Source organism: Microbacterium sp., from assembly GCF_036277215.1.
Lineage (GTDB): Bacteria > Actinomycetota > Actinomycetes > Actinomycetales > Microbacteriaceae > Microbacterium.
Genome location: NZ_DASUNI010000063.1, coordinates 1 through 7,670 on the forward strand (window position 1 = coordinate 1; position 7,670 = coordinate 7,670).

At 70.7% G+C, this 7,670-nt stretch carries 6 protein-coding genes and 2 pseudogenes; 1 reads left to right on the forward strand and 7 read right to left on the reverse strand.

What is annotated here, in order from left to right:
• The 3 genes and pseudogenes from VFX99_RS03005 to VFX99_RS03015 form a co-directional block, all read right to left on the reverse strand.
• Positions 1-264: pseudogene (locus VFX99_RS03005) on the reverse strand (hypothetical protein); the annotation flags it as partial.
• A complete protein-coding gene (locus tag VFX99_RS03010) occupies positions 261-1,577 on the reverse strand; it encodes a serine/threonine-protein kinase (protein ID WP_329664836.1) in 1,317 nt (438 codons plus the stop codon). The gene VFX99_RS03010 and the pseudogene VFX99_RS03005, both read right to left, overlap by 4 nt.
• Positions 1,578-1,660: 83 nt before the next feature.
• Positions 1,661-3,337 carry a molybdopterin-dependent oxidoreductase gene (locus VFX99_RS03015; protein ID WP_329664837.1) on the reverse strand — a complete coding sequence of 559 codons (1,677 nt, stop codon included), beginning with the start codon at positions 3,335-3,337 and terminating at the stop codon, positions 1,661-1,663.
• 124 nt (positions 3,338-3,461) lie between these two features.
• Here VFX99_RS03015 and VFX99_RS03020 point away from each other — a divergent pair, with 124 nt between their 5' ends.
• Positions 3,462-4,007, forward strand: coding sequence for a GNAT family N-acetyltransferase (locus VFX99_RS03020; protein ID WP_329664838.1), 546 nt, complete (start codon positions 3,462-3,464; stop codon positions 4,005-4,007).
• A gap of 72 nt (positions 4,008-4,079) precedes the next feature.
• On the opposite strand, the gene VFX99_RS03025 is transcribed toward VFX99_RS03020, so the two are convergent.
• The 4 genes and pseudogenes from VFX99_RS03025 to VFX99_RS03040 all read right to left on the reverse strand — a co-directional run.
• Complete coding sequence (locus tag VFX99_RS03025; protein WP_329664839.1) at positions 4,080-5,636, reverse strand: SDR family oxidoreductase; 1,557 nt, start codon at positions 5,634-5,636, stop codon at positions 4,080-4,082.
• A gap of 9 nt (positions 5,637-5,645) precedes the next feature.
• Entirely contained in the window at positions 5,646-6,275 is a 630-nt protein-coding gene (locus VFX99_RS03030) for a GNAT family N-acetyltransferase (RefSeq protein WP_329664840.1), read from the reverse strand.
• Positions 6,276-6,284: 9 nt separating this feature from the next.
• Positions 6,285-7,190, reverse strand: coding sequence for a formate dehydrogenase accessory sulfurtransferase FdhD (fdhD, locus tag VFX99_RS03035; protein ID WP_329664841.1), 906 nt, complete (start codon positions 7,188-7,190; stop codon positions 6,285-6,287).
• A 63-nt stretch (positions 7,191-7,253) separates the two neighbouring features.
• Positions 7,254-7,670, reverse strand: a pseudogene (locus VFX99_RS03040) (HNH endonuclease signature motif containing protein); the annotation flags it as partial.

Consider the following 7,670-nt stretch of genomic DNA (forward strand, 5'->3'; position numbering starts at 1 on the left):
GATCCGGGTCTGAATGGACGCGGCACGCTCCGCCGTCACCGATCCGTCGGCCACCGCGGCATCGAGTTGCTGCTGGAGCGCATCCAGTTGCGCCAGTGCGGTGGCGGGGTCGCCGGTCGCAGCCGATTGGGCGATCGACACCACGGTCGTCTGCATCGCGCCGGACGTTGCGGTCGAGATCTCGGGCGAAGCGGCGGCGCAGCCGGCCAGGGCACCCGCTGCCAGAGCGACCGCGGCCGCGCATGAAGCGAGACCCACCCTCACGGCGAGACCTCGTCCAGAAGGTCGTCGAGGTGAGTGCCGAGGGGCTCCTCCACGGCAGGAAGCTCCGGTAAGGGGGCAGGGGTGTCGTTGTTCGCGGTGCCGGTCCACACGACGATCGCGACGACGATCGCGGTGAGGGCGAGAGCGGTAGCGAGAAGGATCGCCGGCAGCCTGCGACGCGCGGCCGCTTTCGCGGGAGCGCGGTCGGCACGATGGCGGCGCGCGGGCGGAATCGGAGCATCCTTCGCGGGAGGGATCTCCGCGGTCGCAGCCGAGGCCGGACCGGCGATGACGGTCGTCGGCGCCGTCGGCGTGCGCTGCGCCAGCGGCGGCGGTGAGCCGAGTTCGGGCAGCACGCGCGTGATGTCCGCGGTTCCGCTCGCCGGCGCGGCGGTCTCCGCCGATGCGTCCGCGTCTACAGCGGACGTCTCGCCGGCCGGGAGCAGCCCGGTCGGGTCAGGCTCGGCGCCGGCATCCAGCTCGCGACCGCGCATCGCGACGTCCAGTGCGGTAGGGCGATCGTGCGGGTCGATCGACGTCATGGCGGTCAGCAGCGAGCGCCACTCGTACCCCCAGTCGCCGGGAACGTCCGGCGGGGTCGTCAATCGAGCGGCGATCGCCTCGGCGGGAGTCTGCTGCGGGAACGCCCGCCCTCCGGCCAGGGCCTCCAGCAGAACGAGGCCGAGGCTGTAGATGTCCGACGCGGGTGTCGGCTCCTGTCCGCGCACCTGCTCCGGGGAGATGTAAGCCGCGGTGCCCATGGCGGTTCCGGGGGTCGTCACCCGCGCGCTGTCTGCCAGGTAGGCGATTCCGAAGTCCGCCAGCACCGCGCGGAACGTGTGCTGCGGAGTCAGCGGCGGCCGAAGGAGGACGTTCGCCGGCTTGACGTCTCGATGGACGATGCCCGCCGCGTGGACGACGTGCAGGGCCTCGCCGAGGTCGGCCGCCAGCAGCGCGGCATCCAGCGCCTTGATCGGGCCGGTCGCGATGCGATCCGCCAGCGTCCCGCCGTCGATGTACTCCATCACCAGGTACGAGCGGTCGCTCTCGGAGAGCTGCGCGTCGAACAGGGTCACCAGGGCGGGATGGCTGAGGGAGGCGAGCAGCCGCTTCTCAGACTCGCGACGCACCGCATCGCTGTCCTCGGTCGTGCCCGCCCAGAACACCTTGACGGCGACGGTCCGCTCGAGTCCCTCGTCGAAGGCGCGCCAGACCGAACCCATGCCGCCCTCGCCGATCAGCTCCTCGAGCCGATAGCGTCCATCGAGCAATTCACCGGACCGGGCGGGGCCCGTCGGTCGGAGATCCGTCATCAAGGCAACTATCCCACGCATCCCTGCGGGGCGTCTGGCAGTTGACAGGTCCGACCGGCCCGTGCAAAGGCGTCGGCCGACGCTCAGATCACGCGGACCAACGTGCGCTGCCACCCGGTCGAGCCGTCGGGTGCGATCGGTGCCCGCTCCTCGATCTGCAGGTCGCCGTTCTTGTTCACCGCGCGGACGGCGACATAGTGCGTTCCCGCGGTCGCATCCCAGTCGACGAACCACTGCACCCACGTGTTCTCATTGACCGGGCTCGACAGGGTCGCTGCCTGCCACGGGCCGTCATCGATGCTGACCTCCACGCGCTCGATGCCGACGGTCTGGGCCCATGCCACGCCGGCGACGGCCGTGCGGCCCGCGGGGATCGCCTCACCGGTTCGCGGTGTGTCGAGCCGCGACGAGAACTTGATCGGCGCCTGAGCGCTGTAGCCGCGCGGCGTCCAGTACGCCTCATCGGCGGCGAACGTGGTGACTTTGAGCTCGGTCAGCCACTTCGTCGCCGACACGTAGCCGTACAGACCGGGGACGACCATGCGCACGGGGAAGCCGTGCTCCAGCGGCAGCGGCTCGCCGTTCATTCCCACCGCGAGGATTGCATCGAGTCCGTCGTCGGTCAGCGACTCGAGCGGTGTGCCCGCCGTGAATCCGTCGATGCTGCGCGAGAGCACCATGTCCGCGCCGGGCTTCGGACCGGCCAATCGCAGGACGTCGCGGACGGGGATGCCGAGCCAGATCGCGTTGCCGAGCAGCTCACCGCCGACTTCGTTCGACACGCAGGTCAGCGTGATCGCAAACTCGTCCAGACCCATTCCGACGAGGTCGTCGAAGCTCAGCTCGACGCGCTGGTCGACCATCCCGTCGATGACGAGGCGCCAGGCCGCGGGGTCGATCGACGGCACGGTCAGTGCCGTATCGACGCGGTAGAAGTCCGCATTCGGCGTGAACAGCGGGGACAGGCCCGGGATGCCGAGCTCGGCGCCGGCCGGGACCGTGACCGCCGATCGCGCCGCAGGAAGCCGCAGCGCCTTGCGCACCGCCGAGATCGACGAAGCGGTGCCGTTGATGAGCGCGCGGGCGCCGGCGCCGACCAGGACTGCGGAGGCGCCGGCGATCGCGGTGACGCGCAGGAACATGCGCCGATCGACGGATGCCGCGGCCGCAGCGTTCTTCGGATGGACGGTCGGCCGCTCCACCGGTGAACCGGATCCGCTCGCGGCGGAGGTCGCCGCGTCGACAGAGCCGATCGTGGCGTCCGATGCCGTGTTGGCTGAGGGGTCGCCGAGCGAGGCCGCCGCCCAACGCCGGAGGCGCGAGATCAGGAACCACAGGAGCAGGCATCCCGCAATGGTTCCCGCTATCGGGGGGAGGGCTGCGAGAGGCGTGGCGCCGGCGCGAGTCACGATGGCGGCCAGCGAAAGTCCTCCCGCAACCACGAGCGCCGCGACGCCCAGGGGCGGCTTCAGGTATTGCAGCACGCCCGCTGCGGCCGACGCGAACAGCACCGCTGATGCGAGACCCGCGAGCAGGGCGATTTTGTCGTATTCGCCGAAGGTGGCGATGGCGAGCTCTTTCAGCGGACGCGGAATGATGTCGATCACGAACGAGCCGACCGCCAGGATCGGGCTGCTGTCGCGCGCGACCAGCAGGGCCACGACCTCTGCCGCCGCGAGGAACACCGCGGCACTCACGACTCCCGCAAGGGCCGCCAGCACCCAGAACCCGAGTCGTCTTCGACCGGTCGTGTTCGCCATCGCCGGCCTCCGCATCCGCAGGGTCTCCCCGCCTCACCTGTTCTTCGGCGCGGCGGCCCTTTCGGATGGGGGTCGCGTCGAACTCGCCGCGCAGGCTGAGCGGCCGAACCGCTAGCGTCGGGTCATGACGATCACGATCCGGGTCGCCACCCGCACGGACGCGCGATCGATCTCCACCGTGAGAATCGAGACCTGGCGCGCCGCGTACGCCGGCCTGATCGTGCCCGAGGTCCTCGACGGGATGGACCTCGACCGCGAAGCGCGGCGCCGCGTCGAGCTGTGGGACCAGTACCACGCCGACCCGCGCAGCGTCGAGACGCTCGCCGAGATCGACGGCGCGCTGGCCGGCTGGGCATCCGTCGGCCCGTCGATCGACGAGGACCTCGCCGAAGACGGACAGCTCTACGCCATCTACGCGCTCCCCCGTTTCTGGTCGGCGGGTGTCGGCCACGCGCTGATGCTGGACGCCGAGGAGCGCCTTCGCGGCGCAGGATTCACCCGCGCACACCTGTGGGTGCTCGAGGGCAACGACCGCGCAGCATCCTTCTATGAACGTCACGGATGGCGCGAGGACGGCGCGTTCCAGGACGACGACCAGCTGATCAGGGGCGCGCACCCGCAGACACTGCGCGAGCGCAGGCGCGTACGCGACCTGTTCGAGGAGGTCTAGCGCACTTCGCGGCATCCGACGCCGAAACATCGACGATGGATGCCGGAAACTGCGGCCTGCGCGCGCTGCGCGTCAACCTGAGGCCGCGACCGCCTCCTCGGCGTCCGCCGCCTCGGCGGTGGCGGTGATGCGGTTCGCCATGCCCGCGAAGATGAATCCGTGGAAGGGCAGCACAGCGAGCCAGTACAGCCGCCCGGCCAGACCGCGGGGGAAGAAGACCGCGCGCTGGTCGTAGCGTGAGCCCTCGCCGTCCGGGCTCGCCCGCAGTTCGAGCCATGCCTTGCCCGGCACGAGCATCTCGGCCCGCAGTCGCAGCAGTGAGCCGGGCTCGATCGCCTCGACGCGCCAGAAGTCCACGGCATCGCCGATGAGAAGGCGGTCCCGATGACGTCGCCCGCGCCGGAGTCCGACGCCGCCGACGAGCTTGTCCGCCCATCCGCGAATCGCCCACAGCAGGGGGTTGGAGTACCACCCGCGTTCACCGCCGATGCCCTGGATGACCCGCCACAGCGCGGCCTGCGACGCCGTCGTCTCTGCGGTGCGCACGTCGGTGAACACCGCCTGACCCGCCCATTCCGGGTCGTTCGGCAGCGGATCGCTCGGCACGCCCAGCACGTCCGCATCCTGCCAGCTCGTCTCGATCTCACCGACCTCGACCCGGCGCAGCGCCAGCGCGACGGCCGTGCGGTACGGCGTGAGGCCCTCCTCCGGCGGCGGGATGAGGCCGTCGACCGCGCGCCCCTTGACGACGCACTCGTTCTGCAGCGACTCGACCAGCGGCATCGCGACCACCCGCGGGATCGGGGTCACCAGATTCACCCAGTGGGACGCGAGCCGTGGGGTCAGCACGGGCAGGGCCGCGATGGGGCGCTGCGGCAGGCCGGCTTCGACGGCGTAGCCGTTCATCATCTGCCCGTAGCGCAGGACGTCAGGTCCGCCGATGTCGAGCGCCTGATTCACGTCCGCGCCCACCCGGGCGGCTCCGAGCAGGTAGTGCAGCACATCGCGCACGGCGATCGGCTGGATGCGGTTGCGCACCCACTTCGGTGCCGGCATGTACGGCAGCACCTCGGTGAGGTGGCGCACCATCTCGAACGAGGCGGAGCCCGACCCGATCACCACTCCGGCCTGCAGCACGAGCGTCGGCACCCCGCTGTCGAGGAGGATTCTGCCGACTTCGACGCGAGAGCGCAGGTGCGGCGACAGCTGGGCGTCGTCCGGGTGCAGCCCGCCGAGGTAGACGATGCGTCCGACGGATGCCGCGGCCGCCGCCTCGGCGACGGTCGTCGCCGCCGTCCGGTCGGCTTCTTCGAAGCCCTTGCCTGCGCCCATCGAGTGGACGAGGTAGTAGAGAACGTCGACGTCTTCCACCGCTTGGTCGACCGCTGACCGGTCGGCCGCGTCGCCCTCGACGACTTCGACCCGACCACCCCAGTCGAACGCGGCCACCCGTCGCGGATCGCGGGCGAGCACACGCACCCGATAGCCGGCGTTCAGCAGCCGCGGCACGAGTCGTCCACCGAGGTACCCGGTCGCCCCGAGGACGAGTGCCCGAGGTGCGACGCCGTTCTCGCTCGGCTGGGCGCGCAGCGCCGCCTCGCGTCCGGTCGGTGCGGTGAGATCGTCCATTCTTTGAAGCTACGCCCGGGCGACCGGTGCGGGGCCGTTCCCGGCCAGATGCATGCCGAAGGCCTGAACGCCCGCAGGCGATTCAAGGGCAGTGAAGCCTACGCGCGGATAGAACGCGATCGCGGCCTCGTTCTCGGCAGATGCCACCAGGTGCAGTCCGACCACGCCTCGGTCTCTCAGCGCACGCGCCAGGGCTTGGATCAGGCGTCTGCCCCAGCCCTCTCCCTGCAGCTCGGGCAGCAGGTTGATGTGCAGATGCGCAGGGTATGCCTCGCCGTACGGTTCGGCGCCGCCTCGGCGCGAGTAGGCGTAGATCAGCGTGGCGTCCTGCCGCGTGCGCTTCACCGCCGGTCGCGGCCAGCGGGCGGCGCGCTCGGGCCACCATTCGGTGGCGAACCAGTCCTCGAATTCGGCCGTGTCCGGAGCACCCACGATGTAGCCGGCTACCCGTCCCCCGTCTGCTTCAACGACGAAAGCGAGTTCCGGGTGCCGGGCGACGTACGGGAGCACGAAGATGTCGGCCCAGATCGCGTCGTCGTCGAACATGCCGGTGGCGTCGCTGCCGGCATCCGCCGTCCGAAGGCACACCTCGGCGACGGCGGCCTCGTCGCCCGAGCGGAAGGGACGGATTCGGGGCATCCGAGGAGTCTAGATCCGGGGCGCTGTCGCGATGGCCTCGGACCGAGTGTGCACGGGCGCCCGCTGGGGGGCGAGGATCCGGTCGTCGCGGGTGTAGATGTTCATCGACTGACCCCGAAGGAAGCCCACGAGTGTCAGCCCGGCTGAGGCGGCCAGCTCGACCGCGAGCGAGGACGGGGCGGACACCGCAGCGAGGACCGGGATTCCGGCCATGACCGCCTTCTGGACGAGCTCGAAGCTCGCACGGCCCGACACCTGCAGCACGACCCCGCGAAGTGGCAGGCGATCGGCCAGCACCGCCCACCCGACGACCTTGTCGACCGCGTTGTGCCTGCCGACGTCTTCGCGCAGGACGAGCAGCTCACCGGTCGCCGCATCGAAGAGCGCTGCGGCGTGCAGGCCGCCGGTCTTGTCGAAGACGGCCTGCTGGGCGCGCAGAGCGTCGGGGAAGCCGGTGAGGGTGGTGGCATCCACAGTCGCGGAGTCCTGTGCGACGTCGTAGACCGACACCGTCTCGACCGCGTCGATCGAGGCCTTGCCGCACAGCCCGCAGGAGCTGGTCGTGTAGAAGGCGCGCGCGAGTTCGGGATCGGGCGGCGCGACGCCCGGAGCGAGGGTCACGTCCAGGACGTTGTAGGTGTTCTCGGTGTTGCCCGCCAGTGGTCCGCCGGTCCCCGGGCCGCCGCAGTGGATCGCCGAGCGGAACTGGTCTCCGCGCGAGATGACACCCTCCGACACGAGGAATCCGGCGGCCAGCTCGACGTCGTTACCCGGGGTGCGCATCGTGACGGCGAGCGACAACCCGCCGACGCGGATCTCGAGCGGCTCTTCGACCGCAAGCGTGTCGGAACGCCGGACTGGTTCGGCGCCGATCGTGAGCTTGGTCACGGGACGCCGCACGGTGATGCGACCCATGCCGCCAGCCTACGCGCGCGGGCACACGAGAGCGCCGGTCGGCGCCTCCGCGAGTTGCGCGAGTCAGAACGGCGGCGGGTCGCCTTGGGCCTGTATCCGGAACACCGGCACTCGCCGCTCGGGCTCCACGACGTAGCGCCGGCCCGTGGGAGAGATCCATTCGACGGCGCCGAAGCTCCCGTCGACGTCTCGGACCGTCCAACCGCCGTGATGCTTCACGATGTGATGCCCCTTGCAGAACGGATTCAGGTTCTCGAGTCTGGTTTCCCCTCCGTCTTCCCACGCGACGCGATGGTCGATCTCGCAGCGAGAGGCGGGGATGCCGCAGCCGGGGCCCATGCACCGGTCGGCTCGCCACTGAACCAGGCGACGAAGGCCGGGCGGGGGCTGGTATCGATCGCGTCCGACCGAGAGGACCACCCCGGTCTCGGGGTGGGTGAGGACCCGCATCCAGCCGTCCGCTCCCCCGGCAAGCTCTCG